Below are 19,414 nucleotides of genomic sequence, written 5' to 3' on the forward strand. Positions count from 1 at the left end.
GCCAATTTGAAAAGTAGTTCCACTCAATAAATTGCTTTGATGTGTTTGGTGATGAAGTCGGTAAACACCTTGATTTTGGGAGAGATGAGCTCTCGTTTTAAGTAAATTGCGTAGGTGGATGTTTCCTGACCGTGGGGGCTGAAGGTGTGTTCGGGCAGGACGTGAACAAGCTCTCCCGCTTTCAACTCCTTCCGCACAGCCCATTGTGGGATAAGTGCACAGCCGCCATCATTTAAGATCAGCTGCTTCTGACCGTTGACGCTGTTTGTCTCCAGCGTATCTCCGAGTGATAGTCTCTCAATCTTATCGGAGATCTGAAACCAGTTGCTCCAACCCGCGTACCCATACTTGATGCAGGTATGCCCTGCTAGATCTGCTGGCTCTTCCGGCGTTCCTACCTGCCGTAGATAAGTCGGACTGGCGCAGATGATGAAGTTATTGAGTAGCAGGAGCCGGGCAATGAGAGAGGAATCCGCCAGTTTCCCACTTCGGATCGCCACATCAACACCCTCCGTGATTAACTCAACAACGCGCTCTGTCAGTTCTACCGTGATGTTCAGCTTAGGGTAGCTGGCCATAAACTGCGGCACGAGCGGCAGGATAACGGTTTCGCCAAAGCCCACGCTTGAGCTGATTTTGAGGGTCCCTTGCGGTTCCAGCTGCAAATCGCTGACTGCTCGTTTTGCTTCATCCAGATCAGAGAGGATTTGCCGAGAGTAGCTGTAGAACCGCAGGCCTGCTTCCGTTGGCGAGACCTGTCTTGTGTTTCGGTTCAACAGCCGAACGCCCAACTCTTCTTCGAGGCTGGCGATTTGCCGGGAGACGGACGAGGGCTGCACATCAAACCGACGACTTGCTTCCGTTATACTATGCTCTTCCATGACCGCATTGAAATAAGCGATGCGTTTCATCATAGCGATCCCCTCACCTGATCAACTCTAGTCATTATTGCTTTTTATGCAAAAATGATTTGCTGCGTGCCGCATTGTTCCGCAGAGTTTGCAATAATAAGTTCACCTCAACAACAACAAATGAGGTTTCCGATGAAAGCTATGATTTTAAACGGCCTGGGTGAATGCGATGCGTTTGAGCTAGCCGAGATTAATAATCCTTCAGTAACTCTTGGTCACCTGGTGGTTAAGGTTTGCGCTACCAGCGTTAATCCGCTTGATACAATGCTGCGCTCCACTGAGACCCCATGGTCCGAAAACCTCCCTAAGGTTCTGCACGGTGACGTTGCTGGGATCGTTGAAAAGGTTGGTGCTGATGTTACGCGCTTCAAAGTAGGCGATAAGGTTTATGGTTGTGCTGGCGGCGTGGCTGGCATCAATGGCGCTCTTAGTGAGTACATGCTGGTCGATGCTGACTTGATGGCACACATGCCAAGCTCTTTGACCATGCGCCAAGCCGCTGCTCTCCCTCTGGTTTCCATTACAGCATGGGAAGCATTGGTACTGAAGATGAAGATCTCCGCAGGCGATAAAGTGCTGATTCATGGCGCAACCGGCGGTGTTGGTCACATTGCTGTCCAGCTGGCAAAGGCACTTGGTGCGGATGTAACCACCACCTCATTGGTGAAAAACCTTGAAACTGCAAAAACTCTGGGCGCGGACCATGTGGTCAATGCCGAGGTGACTTCTGTCGCAGATTACATTGCTGAAATTACCGATGGTCAGGGATTTGATGCTGTGTTTGATCCTATTGCTGGTGATCACATTCAGAAGAGCTTTGAGGCTGTTCGTTTCAACGGTGCTGTTGCAACAACCCTACCGATCACAGATGTGCTTCAGGTCGCTCTGAAAGGTCTTAGCTTCCACAGCATACTCATGCTCATTCCAATGGTGACAGGCAAGAACCGTCGTGCTCATGGTGAAATTCTGGAGCAGATCGCCAAGCTGGTGGACGACGGAAAAATCACACCCTTGCTCGATGACTCCGAGTTTTCCGTAGCAGACGTTTCCAAGGCTCATGCCAAACTTCAATCTGGTACAGCCGTTGGCAAAATCGTTATGACTGGCTTCAACGCAGAGATCTAAACAATGAAGACCACCGCCAACGCACACTTGATGCAATGGCGGCGGTTTCAGTTCAGATGACCATGCCAACGCAACAATTATCCTCAGTCCAAAATGATGCTGCGGGTGGCGTTGCTGGAGCGTTTTGTGGAGAGCAACAGGTTGGTTTCACTGGCGGCGATGCCGTCAATCAGGCGGACCCGGCGAAGGACATCATCGAAATGGGTGAGCGTGTCTGTTCCCAGTTCCAGAATAAGATCCCACTTGCCGTTTGTGGTATGCAGTGCCGTGATCTCAGTCATTTTATTGAGCAGGGCAACGATACGCTGCGTCCCCTTGCCCTCAATTTTGATCATCATGATACCGCGTACGGGCTGCTCGAACACGTCGCCACGCAACACAACGGTGTAGCCGAGAATGTCCCCAGCTGCTTTCAAACGTTCCATACGAGCGCGCACGGTTGAGCGAGAAATCTTCAGTTCAAGCGCCAATTCAGAAACGCTCGCCCTTGCGTTTCTACGTAGTGTCGCGATGATTTTTTGATCTATATCATCCAAAGTGCGTAACCTTACTTACCAATCTGATCAATGTAACCACCATTTTGATCACAATGACAGCTTTTTACCGCCACTTCCACCCGGATAATGTCCATTATCGAAACCTATCGGGAAGTGGGAATGAAAAATACTGTTGTGCTCATCGGCGCGCCTGTACAGACAGGAACCAACATCCAAGGCTGCCTCATGGGGCCGGATGCTTTGCGAACTGCCGGACTGCAAGGCTCTCTGGAAGCACAGGGCTACTCCGTTATAGATCGTGGGAATATTTTTCCAGAGGCAGGTCCGGACCGGGTTCATTCTAACAGCGCTGTCCACCATTTGAGTGATACAATTGGCTGGACCGAGGCATTGCATAGCGTTGCTTATGAGGAAATGCAGAACGGAAACCTTCCTGTTTTCCTCGGTGGCGACCACTCGATGGCTGCGGGTACTGTCAGCGGTATTGCGCGGGCTGCGGAAGAAGCGGGTCAGGAGCAGTTTGTGCTCTGGCTGGATGCTCATCCGGATTTCCATAACCTCAGCACCACAACCAGCGGCAACCTGCATGGCACGCCAGCGGCCTATTTTTGCGGGCTCTCAGGTTTTGATGGGTATTACCCGGAGCTGAAAACAGCGATCAAACCAGAGAACATCTGCATGATGGGTTTGCGCTCCGTTGATAATGCTGAGCGATCTGCCCTGCAAAAAACCGGCATCGAGACCTATGATATGCGCAGGATCGATGAGAATGGCGTGGCTAAGCCAATCACCGCATTCCTTGAACGCGTGAAGGCAGCCAACGGGCGCTTGCACTTGAGCTTCGATGTGGACTTTCTTGAGCCAGATATCGCGCCAGCTGTTGGGACAACGGTTCCGGGTGGCGCAACCTTCCGCGAAGCTCATCTGATTATGGAAATGCTCTGCGACAGCCAGTTGGTCACCTCTGTTGACCTCGTGGAGCTCAACCCGTTTTTGGATGTACGCGGCCGTACGGCGACTTTGATGACAGACTTGGTTTCCAGCTTATTTGGTAAGCAAGTGCTGGACCATCCAAACCGAGCTTGATCTCAAAAAACATTATAAACATATTAGGAAACCTCAATGGTCCAGTTCGTAAGCGTCTCTAAAATTTTGGATTTGGTGAACAAACAAGGTATCGAGACTGTTCTGAAGGGCATGACCGAATACGTTGAAGAAGATTACCGCCGCTGGGAATTGTTTGACAAAACACCCCGCGTTGCGAGCCATTCCAAAGTTGGCGTAATCGAGCTGATGCCAACTAGTGACGGTGAGCTTTACAGCTTTAAATACGTCAATGGTCACCCAAAAAACACCAAGGAAGGCAAGCAGACTGTCACTGCCTTTGGTATGCTGGCGGATGTTGATACCGGGTATCCTTTCTTCCTCTCTGAAATGACTGTTTTGACTGCGCTGCGCACGGCTGCGACGTCCGCTATGGCTGCAAGGCATCTGGCACGTCCAAACTCCTCCACCATGGCAATCATCGGCAATGGTGCGCAGTCCGAGTTCCAGGCACTGGCGTTTAAAGCGGTCATGGGCATCACAACCTTGCGTCTGTTCGATGTAGACGGTGAAGCCTCCGAGAAGTGTGCAACAAACCTTAGCGACAGGGGTTTCAACATCACCATCTGCCGCAGTTCAGAAGAAGCAATTGCCGGTGCGGACATCATCACCACTGTGACAGCTGACAAGCAGGCGGCAACCATCCTGACCGACAACATGGTTGGTGCTGGTGTTCACATCAACGCGATTGGTGGCGATTGCCCCGGTAAGACCGAGCTGCACAAAGACATTCTGCTGCGATCCAAGATCTTCGTGGAATACCCAGAGCAGACACGCATTGAAGGTGAGATCCAGCAGTTGGATGCTGATCATCCGGTTACTGAGCTTTGGGAAGTGATCACCGGTGCTGTTGAAGGGCGCTCCCCTGAGCGTGACATCACCTTGTTTGACTCCGTTGGCTTTGCCATCGAAGATTTCTCGGGCCTTCGTTACATCTATGATCTGGTGAAGCAGGATGAAGACGTTCAGGATCTGGAAATGATTGCTGAGCCAGCTGACCCACGTAATCTCTTCGGCCTTTTAGGAGTTAAGCAAGCTGCCGAATAAGAACAGCTGCTTTTCAAAGTACTTTTCCCCGCACACGCGGGGTTTGAGCGCCTGTCCACACGACAGGCGCTTTTTTTCTGCAATAATCCAGGATCAAGTAGGTGAACTTAATCTACTGTCTACGCACGGTTTCTAATCTGAATACCAGATCTACTTCTCGTGACATAAGCTTAAAATTATTAGATGCAGGTGTGCCTTAATATTAAGGCCAAGCATATCAGAATTGAAAGACTGAGATGTTTTAGGAGACACGTTCGGACAAAGCAAAGTGCGATATCAACGACGTTTCAGGTCTCAAACAAGAAGATGTTGGTCTGGTTACAAGCGATTATCGGTTTGAAAATGTCGCCCATAGGTCAATTGCCGAAGAGGCAGTACCTGAGACGCGGAAACCGAGGGTTTGGCCTTCGCAGATTTGCCCAAGACGAGCCTTTTTTACTGCTGCACGTTTTACCATGATGTCGTGGCTTCCATCGTCTGGAGTAATCCAGCCTTTGCCTGCCAAATGATCAAAGCTTTTCACGGTGCCGAATTGTACTAGGTTCAATTTTACCTTCTTTCTATTTGTCTATAAGATATTGAGTTAGTGGAATGGCGTTCTGTCTGAGCAAGCTCATAACAGAACGCCATAACATTATTAAATTAGCTGTATGTTAGCTGCGTTTTTACCGCGACCACGTTGATCGTCTACTGCTTCAAAGGAAACTTTGTCACCTTCGTCGATAGAAGCGATACCAGCCTGCTCAAGTGCAGTGATGTGCACGAAGATGTCTTTGCTGCCGTCTTCTGGCGCAATGAAACCAAAGCCACGTGAATGATCGAAGAATTTTACTGTTCCGTTTAATGGCATAAGTGGGGTCCTTTCCCGTTGCTCTTACAAGGATGACTTGGTGTAGTGAATCCATACAAGCGCCCATTAGACGCAAGCCAAGATTCGCAGAATGTCGGGAAAGGTCGTTAGGTCAAAAACGTCACTGCATGTGTTTGCAATAGCTATCAATCTATGGGTACTCTAACCGAGAGTCTGAGATGCGTTATTTCCAAATCACAGCGCATCAATTTCTGTGACATACGACATTTTTCTTAGAAAATCAAGAAAATAAACCTAATGGCCCTATCTCACGAACCTTCCTCTAAGGCATTTTTCTTAAAAACCTTTCATCTTCTACATTACACCACAGCCGTGCATGCACGTAGTGTGCCCAGCGCTTGCAATTTTGCACATTTGGGTAGTCGCCTTCAAATCATGAAATATGCGGGTAGTTTTTTACAATAATGCCTGAACACTTGATGCACACTTCGAAGCTCCAGAATGGCATCGACCTGCATCTCCTTTGAGAATCTAGGTGGTGGGCGTTGAGTAAAAGACTATTTCTTCAAATCGTGAAATATCCTAGTAGTTTCTCAGGGCAATACATCAGAGGGCGGGCTTCCTCTCGTTTTTCCCGTCCCCTTTATCTGCGCAATTTCCCCTAGAATGCGCATATTGCTCTGGTCTCATAATGAATAGTTTCGTCGTTGCTTGCAAAAAAATCGGAAAAGACTCCGTTGGCCTTTTTTGGATCATGGTCAAAACCATGGTGCCTGTCATGATCCTTGTTCGCATCGGCATGGAGTTTGGTCTGGTTGATCATCTTGGCACCGTTCTTGAACCGCTGATGGGTTTGATGGGCTTGCCTGCTGCGACGGGTCTGGTTCTTGCGGTTGGCTTGCTGGTGAGCACCTACTCTGCTGTTGCGGTGATGATCAGCATTTTGCCGCTGGTTGCGCTCTCTGTTGCAGATGTGACGGTGCTGCTTTCCATCGTACTGATTGCACATGCGTTGCCATTGGAGCAGAGCATCTCCCGGCGTGCTGGCATCAGTTTCATCTTCTCTTCCGGCCTGCGGTTCGTTGTTGGCATTAGCTACGGCATCGTGCTTAACTTGGTTTACACAACAGGTGGATGGCTTCAGCAACCTATGCAGCTTTCGTGGCTGCCTTACACGCCAACCCTTGATGAGACATGGTTGCAGTGGGGCTATTTCAGCGCATCCTTGCTGTTTTCCATGTTCTGGATCATTCTGGCGCTCATTGTATTTTTAAAGCTGCTGGAACTGGTGAAGATCACCGACCTTCTCGGTTGGCTACTTTCTCCTCTGCTGCGCATTATGGGCATCAGCAAGGCTGCGACGCCAATCACTATGGTGGGCGTGCTGCTTGGGCTTTCTTATGGTGGCGGGTTGATCATCCGCGAAGCACGGGAAGGCAAGCTTTCCTCCCGCGATGTGGTGCTGTCGCTGTCCTTCATGGGCATCTGCCACGGTTTGATTGAAGACCCGCTGGTGATGATGGCGTTTGGCGCGCATTGGTCTGGCGCGCTTGTTGGACGTTTCGTCTTTTGCGTGGCTGCGATGACTGTCATTGGGCGTCTGATCCAGATGATGCCGGAGGATATGTTCAACCGGTTCCTCTACCGCCCTGCCAAGCCAGCTAAGGCTGCTGGCTGAGAATAACTTTAAGTCCATCCCCGAATGTTTGGATCGCTTTCGGGAATGGACTGTGTATCTTTTGATCTGCCAGAGCCAGAAGCCCTAGACCCAGTGCACGTGTCTGGTTTCAGTTTTGTCATGCTTTTCGGCAGTTGGGCTTGCGTGTTTAGGCTGCGGTGATTTCAAGCCTTCCAATACATCTTCAATCAGGTCGTTGAAGCTCTCACTCGTCATAGTGCTAAGAAATTCCTGATCATTCCGCTTTTCAAGAAGTCGTTCCATAGCGAGATCTCGAATGGAGCTGATGTTTGCTGAGAAGTATGGCGCAGTCGTTTCATCGTCCCAACCAACACCCGAGACACCAAAACTCTGTGCCAGATCAGGGAAATTATCCCAGTCCAGCTGCTGCTCTAACTCATGAAACGCACTGCCTACATTTTCAGGTAGGCTTTTGAGGAAGCTCTGCTCGGCATATTGCCAGACTTTATTCTCAAACCGTTCGACAGCGACTTTCATCGGGAACTGAGTGTTTATAATTTTCAACGCCGATCCATTCTCGACAGGTCTCGAATCCCTTAGAACATCGCTGTAGATGTGTTGCAGCAGCTCAGAGCTCCAAGCTTTTGACGTTGCCTCTTCCGCGCAGAACGGATCAAACTTCTCTGCGATCTCGGTGCTCACACGCGCCATGAGCTCACGCTCTACGTGATATGGGTTTTGGTCTGTGTACTTCCCGTCAATTCGCGCCGCGAGCACTTCTGAAAGGGAGCCATTGGTATCCGCAATTTCCTTTTTTACTGAAATCGCCGGATGCCTATCTGCCGTCTGGACGACACCGTTGATGGGGTTGCGCTTAACGTCTTCCGACAGCGCTTTCGTCCGTATGGCAGAGCCTTCATCACGCAGCATACACATCTCCGCAAAAGACACGCCAACATGCACCTGTTTTGCAGTCAGGCCATGGCTTCGGCCATCTTCGTGTCCGCAAGCCCGGCATGCCTGCGTATAAGCTCGCTCGCCCAACTTTTCGCCATATTGGTTGTTCAGCGCCAGACGGAATGCGCCTTGGTCGGCACCCTTTTGGGCGTCACCAGTGGTTTGCTGTTTCACCCAGCTTACAAGACGACCACCCATGGAGGATGTTGCGCAGGCTTTCAACTCTCCCTCAACAACCGCGAGTTTGCCACCCTCGGGCAAGGCATTTGCGACCGAGACAAAGCTGCTCAAACCAATCGCTGTCATAATCTTAATCCCATAATTTCTGAATGATCTTCGCAAGGTGTTGGCGTGGAATGCCCCCAGTCGAGCTCCAACGGCTCAGAGCGTTGCAAACGCTCGTGCCATGCCACAGCGGTGCTGATGAAGAGATCCAGCTTTTCCTGCAAAACAAAAGAAGACTTGTCTGAAATTGATACAATCAGTGAGAGGTTCACATGGTCCGTGGCAGGGTCAAGGTTGAAGCTCATCCCCCGGCCTTCTGTCAGCACACAATTGGCCTGCATCAATGCATGCAATACCTGAGCATCCCGGCAAGGCTTTTTGCTCACAACGGAATTGAAGAGGAGCGTTTCTGTTTGCTCACGCCACAGGACGCTCATAAACAGCTCCTGCTCCAAGCCTAACAGCAGCTTGTTCTCCTCATCCAGAGAAAGGCCGTCTAAGCCAATTCTCTTCCCAATCTCATTGAATAGTTCATCTGCCAGCCCGCGCATTCGCCTCACTGCCTCCCCAATTTCATCAGGAGGTTGCTGTTGTAAAATGAGCAACCAACCCTGCCATGAAGACTAGGTGAAGACTGGCAAGTAGACTGTTCTAAGCGTCACAGGGCACCAACTATTCTTCTGCGTAGAAATACGAATACAACAAGGTGCTCTGAGTGATACGCGTCCGATAACGTGACTATGCTTTGCAGGGCCACAAAACCCGTCACGTATCATGCTCCTTCAGGAACGCATGAATAATCTCATGCAGGCGTTGGCCGTTGAAACTGGGGAAGTGGCCGCCGTGGACTGTGCGCACTGGAATATCCAATAGGCGCTTCATACTGGCGATGTACTCCGCCATATCTGAGTGATAGCAGTCTGTCACCAGTGGTCCATCATAGACGATGTCTCCGGCGATCAAAGTATGCGTTGCTTTTTCCCAAAGGGCTATCCCGCCCGGAGAATGGCCCGGTGTATGGATCACCTCAAAATGCCGATCCCCCGTGCTGAGGACTTCGCCATCTTCCAGCTCGTGATTAGCTGGTGCCGGTTTCACCGCGTACTTAGAGGATGAGTAGGCTGCCGGCGGGAGTGCATCGAAGATGTCATCGGTCACATAGGGATCAGCCAGTGTGTTTTTGCGGGTTGGATGTGCAAGCAGCTCTGCTTCAGCCTTATGGACAAAGCGATGCGGAAACTCATGATGGCAGCCGATATGGTCAAAATGAGTATGGCTTGCCACGGCCATTACCGGCTTTTCCGAAACCAGTGCCACATGCTGGCGCAAGCTGACAACACCCATGCCGCTGTCCACCATCAGGTCTTTGTGCCGCCCACGAATATGCCAGATGTTGCAGCGGTAGAACTGTTTGATGAAGGGCTCATCAATCAGAGTGATGTCATCTGCCAGTTTTGTGGTGCGGTACCACTTCTCCGCCGGGATGCGTTCCATCACTCTCCCCTCCCATCAGTCCAGGTGCTCAGATAAACTCATCCTAGCTGCACTGAGTGAAGAGGGGCATAAGTTTAATTGGTGGGTTTGGCATCTATTTCGCCCCACAAACAGGCGGGACGAAAACCTTTCAGGAAATACGTCTTCCACGCAAACCAACGCACATACCAACGCAAGTGTGTTTTTTGGGGGTTATCCCCTCCTACAGCTGGCCTGCATTAGGTACATATTCAGCAGCATTGACGGTGGAGGGGCGACCTTCCAGAGACAGGTTGGTGATGCGCGGGGCCGTTTCTGCAATGACCTTGCCACGGCGGACAACAGCCAAGCGTGTTGCTTTGAGGCGGATGGCCTCAATAGCGTCTTTAGCTTGCAGCAGAACGAAGTCTGCATTGCCGCCGATCTTGACGCCGTAATCCTCTAAGCCCATGATTTTGGCTGAGTTTGAGGTCACAGCCTCAAAACTGTAGCGCAGGTCGTCCCGGCTGGCGAGCTGGCCTACATGCATTCCCATGCTGGCAACTTCCAACATGTCGGCATTGCCCAGCGAGTACCATGGATCCATCACGCAGTCATGACCGAAGCCTACCGTGATGCCAGAGTCTCGCAACTCGCGCACCCGAGTTTGGCCGCGGCGTTTTGGATAGGTATCGTGTCTACCCTGAAGCATGATGTTAATCAGTGGGTTAGCGATGGCATATACATCTGCCTCCGCCATAAGTGGCAGCAGTTTGGAGACGTAGTAATTATCCATGGAATGCATTGAGGTGAGATGCGATCCGGTTACGCGGCCCTGCATTCCCAAGCGGAGCGTCTCATAGGCCAGTGTCTCAATATGGCGAGACATTGGATCATCGGATTCATCGCAATGCATATCCACGCGCAGACCGCGTGTTGCTGCGATTTCCATCAGCGCTTTCACGGAGCGAGCGCCATCGTCCATAGTGCGCTCAAAATGCGGAATGCCGCCAACGACATCCACGCCCATATCCAGCGCACGGAGCAAGTTATTCTCGGCAGTTTTAGAGCGGTAGAAGCCATCTTGCGGGAAGGCGACCAACTGCAAATCGATATATGGTGCAATGCGTTGCTTCACATCCAGCAGCGCTTCTACGCCCAACAGACGATCATCGCACACATCCACATGAGAGCGAATTGCCAACAGACCTTGAGAAACGGCAAGGTCGCAATACCGCAGCGCCCGTTCAACCACAGCATCGATTGTCAGCAGGGGTTTCAGCTCGCCCCAAAGATTGATGCCTTCCAGCAATGTGCCGCTTTCATTCATGCGCGGCAGGCCAAGCGAGAGCGTTGCATCCATGTGGAAATGCGGGTCAACGAATGGAGCGGAGACGAGCTGGCCTTGCGCATCAATCATGCGGCCAGCCTGCGCGGTGATATCCTTCTCGATGGCGGTGATCTTGCCGCCGTTAACCGCGATGTCTACGCCCGTTTCACCAGTGGTCAGAACAACGTTTTTTACAAGTAAATCCAGAGACATAACAGTGCCTTTTTATTTTTATCGGGTCTCAGCTTAACGCTGTCCGCGGAAATAGGGTTGCAGCAGAGCGCGGGGATAATCCGCTTTGCGAGCCACAAGAACCAGCGCGATAATGGAAAGCAGATACGGGATCATCAGGAACACCTGAGATGGAATGACCGCACCGACTTCATTCTGTAAACGGATCTGGAATGCATCGAACGCGCCAAAGAGTAATGCCCCTAGCAAGGCCTTGCCCGGACGCCAACTTGCGAACACCACCAGCGCGATACAAATCCAACCACGACCGTTGATCATGCCAAAGAAGAACGCATCAAACGCCGACATGGTGAGGAACGCGCCGCCCAATGCCATCAGTGCAGAGCCTGCCATGATCGCGCCAATGCGCAGGGCGAAAACGGAAAGGCCCTGTGCTTCAACAGCCGATGGGTTATCCCCCACCGCACGGATCGCCAGACCCAACGGCGTGCGATAGAGCACGTAACTGACCAACAGGACCATGGCGAGCGCAAGGAATGTCATCGCGGTTTGCTGGAACAGAGCTGGACCGATGAACGGGAGGTCGGAAAGGAACGGGATATCAAGCGGTTGGAATGCCTCAATACGCGGCGGGCTGGTCACTTTTGGCAAGGCAGTGCGGTAGGTGAAGTAGCTCACTGAGGTGGCGAACATGGTTATACCAAGCCCGGAAACGTGCTGAGACAAACCCAGCGGAACTGTCAATATCCCATGCAGCAACCCAAAGAATGCCCCTGCCAAGGCGGCTGCAAGAATACCGCCCCACAGGCCAGCACCAAGCCAGACAGCCATCCAGCCACACATAGCGCCAACAACAAAAATGCCCTCGATGCCGAGATTCAGAACACCAGCACGTTCACAGACCAATGCACCGAGCACACCGAAGATAAGCGGAGTTGCTATGCGGATTGCAGCAGCCCAGAAATTGGCGGAGAGAAGAATATCAATGTATTCCATGGCTTAAGCCTCCCCTTTGACGGCAAGTCGTGTCTTTTTGGGGTGCACGAAACGCACCTTGAAGCGAACGAACAGGCTGGAAACCAGCACACAAAGCAATGACGTGGCAACCACAAGATCTGCGATGTAACTCGAAACGCCCATGGCACGGCTCATGCTATCAGCTCCCACAAACACGGCAGCGATGAACATGGCAGCGACCACCACACCAATGGGTGAGAGGCCTGCAAGCATTGCCACCACAACACCGGTGTAACCAAAGCCCGGAGATATATCGGCAGTCAAATAGCCTTTCAAACCAGCAACTTCACTCACGCCCGCAAGACCGGCGAGTGCACCGGAAATTAAACCGACTTTGATAAACGTGGACGTTACCGGGATACCAGCATGCTTTGCAGCAGAGACGTTTTCTCCGGTGGCGCGGATCTCAAATCCCCAGACGCTGCGCTTCATCATAACGTAAATGACCAAAGCCGACACCAGAGCAATCACCAGCCCCCAATGCACCCGCATACGAGCCATCATTTTTGGAAGGGTCGCAGCAGCTGTCATCGGTTCAGACTGCGGCCACCCCATGCCCATCGGGTCTTTCATCGGACCTTCCAGCATCATCTGCACAACCAGCAGCACAACGAAGTTCAACAGAAGAGTTGTTACCACCTCATCCGCGCCGAGACGTGTTTTCAGCAGTGTTGGTATCAACATCAGCGTGCCGCCCGCAATCATGCCTGCCAATATAATCAGCGGGATCATGATGTAAGGCGGCGCTGTGATAGCGCCAGAGCCGATGGCAACAGCAGCGAGCGCTCCCACATAGAGCTGACCTTCTGCGCCGATATTCCAAAGCTTTGCACGGAAGGCAACGCTCACTGCTAAGCCGGTGAAAATGAGCGGTGTTGCACGAGCCAACAGCTCTGAAAATGCGAATTTGGAGCCGAACGCGCCTTTGAACATATACCCGTAGGCGGCGAACACTTCTCCCCCAGCAGAGGCAATTGGAATTGCTGCCAGAGCAAGCGCCGCGATGCCCGCTAAGACAGGGAGTGCAAAGGCATAAAGTGAAGACACGTTGCTTCGAGGTTCAAACCGGATCATGCTGCTTGTTCCCCTTTGGTGGAGTGTCCTGCCATCATCAGGCCGACCTGTTTTTTGTCCAGCTCTTCCGTCATTATTGGCTCGCTCACATGACCACGATGGATCACGGCGATGCGATCTGACAGTTGGAAGAGTTCATCCAGATCTTCCGAGATGAGAAGAACACCAGCGCCTCTATCTCGCGCTTCCTGCAAACGGCGATGAACATCCGCCGTTGCACCAACATCCAGCCCGCGAGATGGTTGAGCTGCCAATACAATGGCCGGCTCCTGATCCAGCGTTCTTGCCAGAACGATCTTCTGGATATTCCCACCTGAGAGTAAACGAGAGACGGCCAAAGGACCGGAGCAGCGAATATCGTAGGCCTTGATAGCCTCTTCAGCGCGCTTGCGAATTTCATTGAAGCGCAGCAGACCGAAACGCTGATAAGCAGGTTTGCGGATTTCCTCCAGAACGAGGTTTTCCTCCACAGACATGGCTCCGACGATGCCGTCGTGATGTCTATCTTCTGGGATACGCGCTACGCCGGATTTAATGGCAGCCGCTGCATTTGCTTTGAGTGGTTTGCCGCTCAGCGTTACGGTGCCCGCTGTTGGCTCTACCAAGCCAGAGAGGACTTTTGCCAGCATGCTCTGTCCGTTACCGGAAACCCCTGCAAGACCGATGATTTCGCCTTTGCGGAGTGCTAGATTGATGTTCTCAATCTGCTCACGGCCTTCGCCAGCGCTCACCCCTTTGAAGATTAGAGTTTCATCCTCCGGGTACCCCGGTTTGCGCTCTGCTGTCTGCACAGAATGGCCCACCATCACCTCTGCAAGCATATGGCGATCGCATTCAGATGTCGGGAGGTCAGCAACAATGCGCCCTCCTCTCAAAACAGCAACGCGATCGGATGCACCCAGAACCTCTACCATTTTGTGGGAGATAAAGATGATGGCCATGCCTTTGGCTGCAAGCAACTTCAGGGTTTTGAAAAGACTATCGGATTCCTGCGGCGTGAGAACCGCGGTTGGTTCGTCCAGCACCAAAATTCTGGCATCCCGATACAGAGCTTTGAGGATCTCGACGCGTTGACGCTCGCCCACTGCGAGCTTGGAAACACGGAGATCTAAATCCACTTCAAGGCCGGAACTCTGCATCAGTTCCTTGAGCTTTGCCCTCGCTTTGGAGCGGCTGAATTTACGGGCAAAAAGCTTCTCCGTGCCAAGGACGATATTCTCTAGGCCCGAGAGATTTTCTGCCAATGTGAAGTGTTGGTGGACCATGCCAATTCCGGCTGCAAGTGCAGCCTGCGGTTCACCCGGTTCCAAGTCCACAAGGATTCCAGAGGGATGACGGACCATGACACGTCCCTCATCTGCCACATAGTGACCGAAGAGGATGTTCATGAGCGTGGTTTTACCTGCCCCGTTCTCACCAAGCAATGCAACAATCTTACCCGCATGCAGGTCAAGATTGACGTTTCCATTAGCAACCAGATCTCCAAAGATCTTGGTGATGTTTTGCAGAGAAAGCAGCGGATGCCCGGTCTCAGTTTCTGGCATGGGATACCCTTAGACTGATGAGGAAAATAGCGTATTTAGACAGCAAGAAGGGCCGAGATATCCTCCCGGCCCTCTTCATATTACATGGAGGACTTTGGTTCTTCGTCGTTGATCTCAACGGTGAAGGAGCCATCCAGAATGGTTGCCTCAACAGCTTTGACTTTACCGAGAAGCTCAGCATCAACCAGTGCATCGTCGACGACCAATGAGCCACCACCTTGGTTCATGAAGGAGTATTTGCCGTAGTCTTCAGCTTTGAAGGAACCAGCCTTAACAGCTGTAATCGCTGTATCTACAGTTGGTTCCATATGCCAAATCGCAGAGGCGAGAATGGTGTTCGGGTAATCTGAAGCTGTGTCGATCACGTTGCCGATTGCGAAGATGCCTTTTTCTTTAGCAGCATCAGATACACCAAAGCGTTCTGCGTAAAGCACGTCCGCACCCGAATCGATCATAGCGTAAGCTGTTTCTTTTGCTTTTGGCGGATCGTACCAGGAGTTGATGAAGTTCACGGTGAACTTAACATCTGGGTTCACAGCCTTAGCGCCGTTCATGAATGCGTGCATCAGGCGGTTTACTTCAGGAATTGCGAAGCCACCAATCATGCCAATTTTGCCTGACTTGGTTTTCGCACCCGCGATCATACCGGAGAGGTAGGATGGCTCGTGAATGAAGTTGTCAAACACGGAGAAGTTTGGTTCAACAGCCGGGAACGAGGATCCCATAAGGAACGCCGTATCAGGGTATTCCGCAGCAACATTGCGAGCTGCACGCTCTACTGCAAACGCTTCGCCTACGATGAGCTGGTTGCCCGCTTCAGCATATTCACGCATGACGCGTTCATAATCAGTGTTTGCTGTATTCTCGGAGTAAACGTAGGTGATCTCACCGCGCTCAGCTGCTGCATTCAGCGCTTGGTGAATGCGGCCAACCCATTGTTGCTCAACAGGAACAGTATAAATAGCTGCAACCTTGAGAGGTTCAGCGGCCAAAACCTTTGCCGGAGAAGAAACCGTAATAACGGCCGCAAAAACAGCCACGGCTGCGAGTACGGAACGTCTCACAATGCCGTTCAAACGTGTTGCAAACATGCACACCCCCTGAAATCAAATATTTACGCAGGGCTACAGATCAGACTGCAGCCGCAATCTGCCCTATCTCGCATTTTATGTGAAAGTGTCCTGAGAAGGACAAAGGCATTAAAATGGCTGTATACGAGACAAAGCGGCTAATGACTAGATGCATCAGAAGTATTTTTGCATGACCTACGCGTAATTTAATGCAGAACACACAGTACTTTTCTTATGGTATTCAGGTATTTAGCGACGCAATAAATATTAATTTAAAACAACTTAGCTGTGGATTTAGAACAGCATCACTAAAACGCACGAATCGAAGCAACATTTTTAAATTTTACTGTCCGGTCAAATAATTTCAATCAATAATATTTCACATTATTTTCCAGAGCATGAAAAATAGTTTATCACGCATCTGTTTTGTTCAAGATGGCTAATTTTGAGGCAGGAATCAGATTGATTTCATGCGGAAATTCCCGATTTTTGCGCAAAAAGTGCGCAGAAAGGCATAAAGGAAATTACCTGGAGGAGTTTGGGAATAGTTGTGAAAGCAGCACAAATTTGTGCGGTTTAACGGCTCGGAGCTTGGCCTAGAACGAGAAGTACTTCGCTGCACCTCTCGTTTTCACTTAGGAAAAGCGCGTTAGGCAATGATGGTTGCAGCTTCCCAATCAGTGAGGATCTTCATGATCTGGCGACTGTCTTCCATGGACGGTGCCGGACGTTCCAGCATCTTCTCACCTGCATCAATCGCAGTACGGATAGCACGAATCTGATAGACAAAGGCATTGCTGTCTGCTGTGATGACACGCGTATCACCGGGCTGCTCATAGGGTGTTACGGTGAAAGTATTACCTTCTGCCTCAGGCAGCCATGGATTGGAATTCACCACGAGACTTGCTTTAGACCCCAGCACCGTAAAAGCGGAATGCAGGCCATAATCTTCTGCTGTGTGAAGCTGGCAGGCGACACCGTTGCTGAACTGCAGCGTTGCTGCTGTCTCGCAGATATTTCCATCTGCACCGCGTCGTCCCATAGCTGAGATCTTATAGCTCTCAAATATGCTACTTTGGAAAGCTGTTTGCAGCAGTAAGTGCATCAATGATGTTGGGTAACACCCGAGGTTATAAAGCGCTCCTTTGCTTTCCGGGTTCACAAACCGAGCAATAGAAGCACAATACTCAGCGGAGATTGAATGGATCTCACCTAGTTCACCAGAGGCAACCACATCTCGAAGAGCAGTGGCAAATGGGTGGTTCAGATACATCAACCCTTCAACGAAGAAAACATTGTTTTCCGCAACAGCTTTTAACGCCTGATCTGTTCTCTCCATATCCACGGAGAGTGATTTTTCGCAGAGGATGGCTTTGCCCGCATTCGCTGCCTTGATGACATATTCATGGTGAACGTGGTTAGGCAGGGCAACATAGATGATATCAACGGCTTCATCATCAATAAGCTCGTCAAAGTCATCAAAGGTGTGTTCTACGTCGTATTTCTCAGCGAAAACTTTTAGAGGAACTTCTGAGCGTCCTGCAACAGAGTGTATCCGTGTAGACCCTTCCTCCTGAATGGCGTCTGCCATCGTCAAGGAGATGAAGCTTGTTCCCAGAAAGCCCCAGTTCAGTTTCGGCATTGTTTCTCTCCAGAACACAGGATCCCAAGAACATCAGGGGAAGCGATTGGACAATCACTTCTAATCACATTCGCGCGTGTAGAAAACACTATTCATCAATGAGTTAACGATTATCCAACCTAATAAAGTGCGACAAAGATGCACTTTATGCGATCACACGCAGTGCTACTGCACCAATGGGCTATCCGTTCCTGCGATATTTATTCCCTTTATCTCGGAGGCACCTGCCAAAATACCAATGTACTGCGATACGGCTCGCGACCAGCTTGCTGCCTCCAGCCATGCGCGAATTGTTTCCTCTACATGCTCAAACGGCAGGATGTTTCCTTCAATTTTCCGATTGAGGGCAATGATATGGTAGCCGAATTTGGAGTCCACCGGTTCACTGGTGATCTGCCCTACTTGCAAGGTTTGGAGAGCTGCTTCGAATTCTGGAACTGTGCTGCCTTTGGTCAGCTGCCCCAGATTTCCGCCTTGCTCTTTAGAGGGACAAGCAGAGTATTCCCGCGCGAGGTCCGCAAAGGCTTCTGGTTTGTCACTGAGAACCTTGATCACATCCATCGCTCGCGCTTTGGCAATACTGCGAGCTGTTTGTTGCTCAGACCCTGCGGAGAACAAGATGTGCCGAGCCTCATAGATTGGCTCTGAGCTGAAACGTGCCTTGTTGTTTTCATAATAGCGCTGGCACTCATCTTGAGAGGCTAGCGGAACTTCGACCTCAATCTCAATCAGCTCGCGAATGGCTGCATCCTCCATCGTTTCGCTGCCTTCCGCCAAAGTTTCAGGAGATGCGCTGATACCCAGAACTCTTGCTTGTTGGAGCAGGAGTTCGCGGACCACCAATGCCCGCGCAGCCGCTTGGACGGCTTGACCCGGATTTTCAGCGGGATGATTTTGGGCCTCTGCCAAAATGTCCAGTTCAGGGATTTCGACGCCATTCACCGACACTTCACTGAGGACTGGGTTACTTTTAGGTGGAACCTTGGTACTCGGCAGGTCGAGACCTGCCGGAACACCGTCTGCACCAAGGTTTGGATTGGTATACAGATTAGCCATTATCCCTCACTCTGCCGGATTACGTGGATTGTTGGAATTGCGTTCGCGCACAATTTGATAGCCGGGACGCCATAGGTACCGGACAGGTGCGCTGAGCATGTGAACCAAGCGTGTGAACGGAAAGATCAGCAGGATTGTTAAGCCCACAAAGAGGTGTAGCTTAAAGATCCAGGATGCATCACTCACATTATTTGCGGCACTGCCGTTAAAGGTGAATATACCTTGCGCCCAGCTCATAAACTTCACCATCTCTTCGCCATTCAGATGCATGAGAGAAACTGGGATCGTTCCCAGACCTAACAGCAACTGGAAGCCCAGTAAGCAGATGATGAAGGTGTCCATGGTGCTGGACGTGGCGCGAACCCTTGCATCATAAAGCCTGCGATGAATGAGCATTCCTGCGCCAACAATCGCCATAAGGCCTGCGATACCGCCAACAACAACGGCTAGAACCTGCTTGGCACCATGGCTGATGCCGACCAGATCAAACAAGACGATTGGGGTAAGCAAGCCGACGAGGTGGCCGAAGAAGATAATCAGCACGCCCACATGGAAGAGGACGGATCCCCACATCAGCTGCTTGCGGCGGAGGAGCTGGCTTGAGCCGGCTCGCCAACTATAAGGCTCGCGGTCATACCGGATGATTGTTCCCACAATCAAAACCGAAAGGGCGATGTACGGATATATTCCGAAGAACAACGTGTTGAAGAAGCCAGACATC

The 19,414-nt window shown here is 51.1% G+C and carries 19 protein-coding genes; 4 read left to right on the forward strand and 15 right to left on the reverse strand.

Annotated elements, in window-relative coordinates; genetic code table 11:
- Positions 1-23 precede the first annotated feature (23 nt).
- Positions 24-914 (reverse strand): LysR family transcriptional regulator, encoded by an 891-nt coding sequence (locus tag BLS62_RS17340; protein WP_200798534.1) that lies wholly within the window; start codon positions 912-914, stop codon positions 24-26.
- Between the two features lie 129 nt (positions 915-1,043).
- Here BLS62_RS17340 and BLS62_RS17345 point away from each other — a divergent pair, with 129 nt between their 5' ends.
- Positions 1,044-2,036 carry a zinc-dependent alcohol dehydrogenase family protein gene (locus BLS62_RS17345; RefSeq protein WP_093183250.1) on the forward strand — a complete coding sequence of 331 codons (993 nt, stop codon included), beginning with the start codon at positions 1,044-1,046 and terminating at the stop codon, positions 2,034-2,036.
- A gap of 83 nt (positions 2,037-2,119) precedes the next feature.
- Here BLS62_RS17345 and BLS62_RS17350 read toward each other — a convergent pair whose 3' ends face one another.
- A complete protein-coding gene (locus BLS62_RS17350; RefSeq protein WP_093183252.1) occupies positions 2,120-2,572 on the reverse strand; it encodes an Lrp/AsnC family transcriptional regulator in 453 nt (150 codons plus the stop codon).
- Between the two features lie 120 nt (positions 2,573-2,692).
- Here BLS62_RS17350 and rocF point away from each other — a divergent pair, with 120 nt between their 5' ends.
- Together rocF and BLS62_RS17360 are read left to right on the forward strand one after the other, a co-directional pair.
- Complete coding sequence (gene rocF / locus BLS62_RS17355; protein WP_093183254.1) at positions 2,693-3,619, forward strand: arginase; 927 nt, start codon at positions 2,693-2,695, stop codon at positions 3,617-3,619.
- 36 nt (positions 3,620-3,655) lie between these two features.
- The gene (locus BLS62_RS17360) at positions 3,656-4,684 is read left to right on the forward strand and encodes an ornithine cyclodeaminase (RefSeq protein ID WP_093183256.1); all 1,029 of its coding nucleotides are present in this window, start codon (positions 3,656-3,658) and stop codon (positions 4,682-4,684) included.
- A gap of 328 nt (positions 4,685-5,012) precedes the next feature.
- On the opposite strand, the gene BLS62_RS17365 is transcribed toward BLS62_RS17360, so the two are convergent.
- Together BLS62_RS17365 and BLS62_RS17370 are read right to left on the reverse strand one after the other, a co-directional pair.
- On the reverse strand, positions 5,013-5,231 hold the full coding sequence (locus tag BLS62_RS17365; RefSeq protein ID WP_093183258.1) for a cold shock domain-containing protein: 219 nt from the start codon (positions 5,229-5,231) through the stop codon (positions 5,013-5,015).
- A gap of 90 nt (positions 5,232-5,321) precedes the next feature.
- Positions 5,322-5,534, reverse strand: coding sequence for a cold-shock protein (locus BLS62_RS17370; protein ID WP_093183260.1), 213 nt, complete (start codon positions 5,532-5,534; stop codon positions 5,322-5,324).
- 652 nt (positions 5,535-6,186) lie between these two features.
- Here BLS62_RS17370 and BLS62_RS17375 point away from each other — a divergent pair.
- Entirely contained in the window at positions 6,187-7,173 is a 987-nt protein-coding gene (locus BLS62_RS17375) for a nucleoside recognition protein (protein WP_208990924.1), read from the forward strand.
- An 84-nt stretch (positions 7,174-7,257) separates the two neighbouring features.
- Here the strand turns inward: BLS62_RS17375 and BLS62_RS17380 are convergent, their stop codons facing one another.
- The 11 genes from BLS62_RS17380 to narI all read right to left on the reverse strand — a co-directional run bounded on the left by BLS62_RS17380 (position 7,258) and on the right by narI (position 19,413).
- Positions 7,258-8,397 (reverse strand): hypothetical protein, encoded by a 1,140-nt coding sequence (locus tag BLS62_RS17380; RefSeq protein ID WP_093183262.1) that lies wholly within the window; start codon positions 8,395-8,397, stop codon positions 7,258-7,260.
- Positions 8,394-8,867, reverse strand: a complete 474-nt coding sequence (locus tag BLS62_RS17385; protein WP_093183264.1) for a CesT family type III secretion system chaperone — start codon at positions 8,865-8,867, stop codon at positions 8,394-8,396. Before BLS62_RS17385 ends, BLS62_RS17380 begins: the two co-directional genes overlap by 4 nt.
- 214 nt (positions 8,868-9,081) lie before the next feature.
- Positions 9,082-9,810 carry an MBL fold metallo-hydrolase gene (locus BLS62_RS17390; protein ID WP_093183267.1) on the reverse strand — a complete coding sequence of 243 codons (729 nt, stop codon included), beginning with the start codon at positions 9,808-9,810 and terminating at the stop codon, positions 9,082-9,084.
- A gap of 202 nt (positions 9,811-10,012) precedes the next feature.
- Positions 10,013-11,311: an amidohydrolase family protein gene (locus BLS62_RS17395; protein ID WP_093183269.1), complete on the reverse strand. Its 1,299-nt coding sequence runs from the start codon at positions 11,309-11,311 to the stop codon at positions 10,013-10,015.
- A gap of 33 nt (positions 11,312-11,344) precedes the next feature.
- The gene (locus tag BLS62_RS17400; protein ID WP_093183272.1) at positions 11,345-12,286 is read right to left on the reverse strand and encodes an ABC transporter permease; all 942 of its coding nucleotides are present in this window, start codon (positions 12,284-12,286) and stop codon (positions 11,345-11,347) included.
- Between the two features lie 3 nt (positions 12,287-12,289).
- On the reverse strand, positions 12,290-13,381 hold the full coding sequence (locus BLS62_RS17405) for an ABC transporter permease (protein WP_093183275.1): 1,092 nt from the start codon (positions 13,379-13,381) through the stop codon (positions 12,290-12,292).
- Complete coding sequence (locus BLS62_RS17410; RefSeq protein ID WP_093183278.1) at positions 13,378-14,925, reverse strand: ABC transporter ATP-binding protein; 1,548 nt, start codon at positions 14,923-14,925, stop codon at positions 13,378-13,380. Before BLS62_RS17410 ends, BLS62_RS17405 begins: the two co-directional genes overlap by 4 nt.
- An 80-nt stretch (positions 14,926-15,005) precedes the next feature.
- On the reverse strand, positions 15,006-16,016 hold the full coding sequence (locus tag BLS62_RS17415; protein WP_093183282.1) for a BMP family protein: 1,011 nt from the start codon (positions 16,014-16,016) through the stop codon (positions 15,006-15,008).
- 628 nt (positions 16,017-16,644) lie between these two features.
- Positions 16,645-17,637, reverse strand: a complete 993-nt coding sequence (locus tag BLS62_RS17420; protein WP_093183285.1) for a Gfo/Idh/MocA family protein — start codon at positions 17,635-17,637, stop codon at positions 16,645-16,647.
- A gap of 165 nt (positions 17,638-17,802) precedes the next feature.
- Positions 17,803-18,693: a peptidylprolyl isomerase gene (locus BLS62_RS17425; RefSeq protein ID WP_093183288.1), complete on the reverse strand. Its 891-nt coding sequence runs from the start codon at positions 18,691-18,693 to the stop codon at positions 17,803-17,805.
- Between the two features lie 6 nt (positions 18,694-18,699).
- Positions 18,700-19,413, reverse strand: coding sequence for a respiratory nitrate reductase subunit gamma (gene narI, locus BLS62_RS17430; RefSeq protein ID WP_093183292.1), 714 nt, complete (start codon positions 19,411-19,413; stop codon positions 18,700-18,702).
- Between the last annotated feature and the right edge of the window lies 1 nt (position 19,414).

The sequence above is a fragment of the Pseudovibrio sp. Tun.PSC04-5.I4 genome (assembly GCF_900104145.1).
Lineage (GTDB): Bacteria > Pseudomonadota > Alphaproteobacteria > Rhizobiales > Stappiaceae > Pseudovibrio.

Bases quoted from the DNA above. Each gene is read 5' to 3' on its own strand.
- BLS62_RS17340 (WP_200798534.1), bottom strand. From the start codon at position 914: ATGATGAAACGCATCGCTTATTTCAATGCGGTCATGGAAGAGCATAGT.
- BLS62_RS17345 (WP_093183250.1), top strand. From the start codon at position 1,044: ATGAAAGCTATGATTTTAAACGGCCTGGGTGAATGCGATGCGTTTGAG.
- rocF (WP_093183254.1), top strand. From the start codon at position 2,693: ATGAAAAATACTGTTGTGCTCATCGGCGCGCCTGTACAGACAGGAACC.
- BLS62_RS17360 (WP_093183256.1), top strand. From the start codon at position 3,656: ATGGTCCAGTTCGTAAGCGTCTCTAAAATTTTGGATTTGGTGAACAAA.
- BLS62_RS17370 (WP_093183260.1), bottom strand. From the start codon at position 5,534: ATGCCATTAAACGGAACAGTAAAATTCTTCGATCATTCACGTGGCTTT.
- BLS62_RS17375 (WP_208990924.1), top strand. From the start codon at position 6,187: ATGAATAGTTTCGTCGTTGCTTGCAAAAAAATCGGAAAAGACTCCGTT.
- BLS62_RS17380 (WP_093183262.1), bottom strand. From the start codon at position 8,397: ATGACAGCGATTGGTTTGAGCAGCTTTGTCTCGGTCGCAAATGCCTTG.
- BLS62_RS17385 (WP_093183264.1), bottom strand. From the start codon at position 8,867: ATGCGCGGGCTGGCAGATGAACTATTCAATGAGATTGGGAAGAGAATT.
- BLS62_RS17390 (WP_093183267.1), bottom strand. From the start codon at position 9,810: ATGGAACGCATCCCGGCGGAGAAGTGGTACCGCACCACAAAACTGGCA.
- BLS62_RS17395 (WP_093183269.1), bottom strand. From the start codon at position 11,311: ATGTCTCTGGATTTACTTGTAAAAAACGTTGTTCTGACCACTGGTGAA.
- BLS62_RS17400 (WP_093183272.1), bottom strand. From the start codon at position 12,286: ATGGAATACATTGATATTCTTCTCTCCGCCAATTTCTGGGCTGCTGCA.
- BLS62_RS17405 (WP_093183275.1), bottom strand. From the start codon at position 13,381: ATGATCCGGTTTGAACCTCGAAGCAACGTGTCTTCACTTTATGCCTTT.
- BLS62_RS17410 (WP_093183278.1), bottom strand. From the start codon at position 14,925: ATGCCAGAAACTGAGACCGGGCATCCGCTGCTTTCTCTGCAAAACATC.
- BLS62_RS17415 (WP_093183282.1), bottom strand. From the start codon at position 16,016: ATGTTTGCAACACGTTTGAACGGCATTGTGAGACGTTCCGTACTCGCA.
- BLS62_RS17420 (WP_093183285.1), bottom strand. From the start codon at position 17,637: ATGCCGAAACTGAACTGGGGCTTTCTGGGAACAAGCTTCATCTCCTTG.
- BLS62_RS17425 (WP_093183288.1), bottom strand. From the start codon at position 18,693: ATGGCTAATCTGTATACCAATCCAAACCTTGGTGCAGACGGTGTTCCG.
- narI (WP_093183292.1), bottom strand. From the start codon at position 19,413: ATGTCTGGCTTCTTCAACACGTTGTTCTTCGGAATATATCCGTACATC.